Source organism: Microcoleus sp. BR0-C5 (assembly GCF_036705045.1).
Classification (GTDB): domain Bacteria; phylum Cyanobacteriota; class Cyanobacteriia; order Cyanobacteriales; family Microcoleaceae; genus Microcoleus.
Genome location: NZ_JAUBTR010000043.1, coordinates 55527 through 57054, shown reverse-complemented (window position 1 = coordinate 57054; position 1528 = coordinate 55527). Strand labels below are relative to the sequence as shown.

Annotated in this window: 2 protein-coding genes; both read right to left on the bottom strand. The window is 42.9% G+C overall.

Annotated features, from left to right (window positions below):
- Positions 1 to 90: 90 nt before the first annotated feature.
- On the bottom strand, positions 91 to 732 hold the full coding sequence (locus QUB08_RS20160; RefSeq protein ID WP_333226463.1) for a Uma2 family endonuclease: 642 nt from the start codon (positions 730 to 732) through the stop codon (positions 91 to 93).
- Positions 733 to 774: 42 nt separating this feature from the next.
- A partial coding sequence (locus QUB08_RS20155; RefSeq protein WP_333226461.1) for a sulfotransferase occupies positions 775 to 1528 on the bottom strand: 754 nt, incomplete at its 5' end.

Genomic DNA, 1528 nt, shown 5'->3' with positions numbered 1-1528 from the left:
TGTTTTTGTGGGAGGGGCGTCCCGCCCGTCCTTTTGGGACGGGCGGGACGCCCATCCCACAATCTTGTGGAAGTTATTTAATTATCATTCCTAAGTATGTCGGCAATTCTGTCTCCAATCCTTTGCTGCTGCTAACGGGTGAGGATTTTTTACACATTCTGTCAATAGATCGATATCAATTCCTGGCAGCAATTCGCTTTGTGTGATTAATTCATAACCGCAGTTGGACACGAATTCAACCGGAATTTCTTCTCGCAAATGGTAGATAGAAAATCGGTCATTTCGCCAGAACCAAACCTCTCGCACATTCAACCTTCTATACAGTTCTAGTTTATTGATGCTGCCACTGGTAACAATCACTTCAATTACCAAATCGGGAAATTCTTTATCTGTCCCAATACAGTAAGCTTCATCCGGTTCCGTACCGCCACTTTTTTCCTCTTGTCGCAGAGTTGTAGACCCAAAAGGAAAATATTCTATTTCAGCTTCTACAAAGTAAATTTCTAGCAGATTTCCAATGCCAGTTTTGCGACTTTCATGGCGGCGAGAAGGCGACATAATTTCCAAAACTCCATCTAAATAAGTAACTCGATATCCCGCTGTATCTCCAATCCGATTCAGCAGTGTCTCGTATTGTTCCCAGTTGGCGCTATCGGTAAGGTAGCGATCTTCAGGATCTTGGCGTTGGAGTGCTTGTTCCTTAAGTAGCGTATCTAGCTCGATCGTCAGCATCGGTATTACCTCCTTACAAGTTGTTCTAATCTTAGCTCAACTTTATTCCCAATCAAACTGCCTCGCCAAATATTCCTCTAATTCCTGATTGTAAGGTCGGAAATAATCGCTCAACCTGTCGCGAACCGATTCATTTACCCGCTGGTAAGAACCAGGATTAGCATTTTGGTATTCAGACAATTGATATTCCGGCAAATCTAAGAATTCTAAAACTTGCTTGACAGTTGTGGCCGCACCTGCATAAAAATCTTCACTTTTCAAAATTAACAACTGTTCTGGGGGAAAGAAAGTCCGCCAGTTTTTGATAAATTCTATGTACCTACCGCGAGCTAAATAATTCCCCGGTTCCTCGCCGATGATGTATTCTGGATTTTGATTCAACCGTTCAATTTCATCGCTAATTACTCGATCGAGCGATCGCGCTTCCCAATTTAAGCCAGTCAAGCGGTAGAATTGAGAAATCGCTCGATCGACCGGATTTCGCAAAAGTACAATCAGTTTAGCCTCTGGAAACACGCTGTAGAGACGTTCCGGTGCTTCCCGACAGTCAAAATAGCTCGGACTTGCTTCGCCCGTCAAAAATTTCTCTCCCGAAGGCATTGGTGAAAAATGAGCCAAATACCAATCAATCCCTCTGTCAAAGTGCCACGAAAAAAAATCCATCTCCTTTTTAATCGGAGTCAAAATTTGCGGGTGTTGAGCTAAATAAGTATACAGAGAAGTCGTGCCGCACCGCTGACAACCAATAATTATAAAGTTAGGAACTTTAACGGCTTTTAAGTTCCAATTTTGTGGA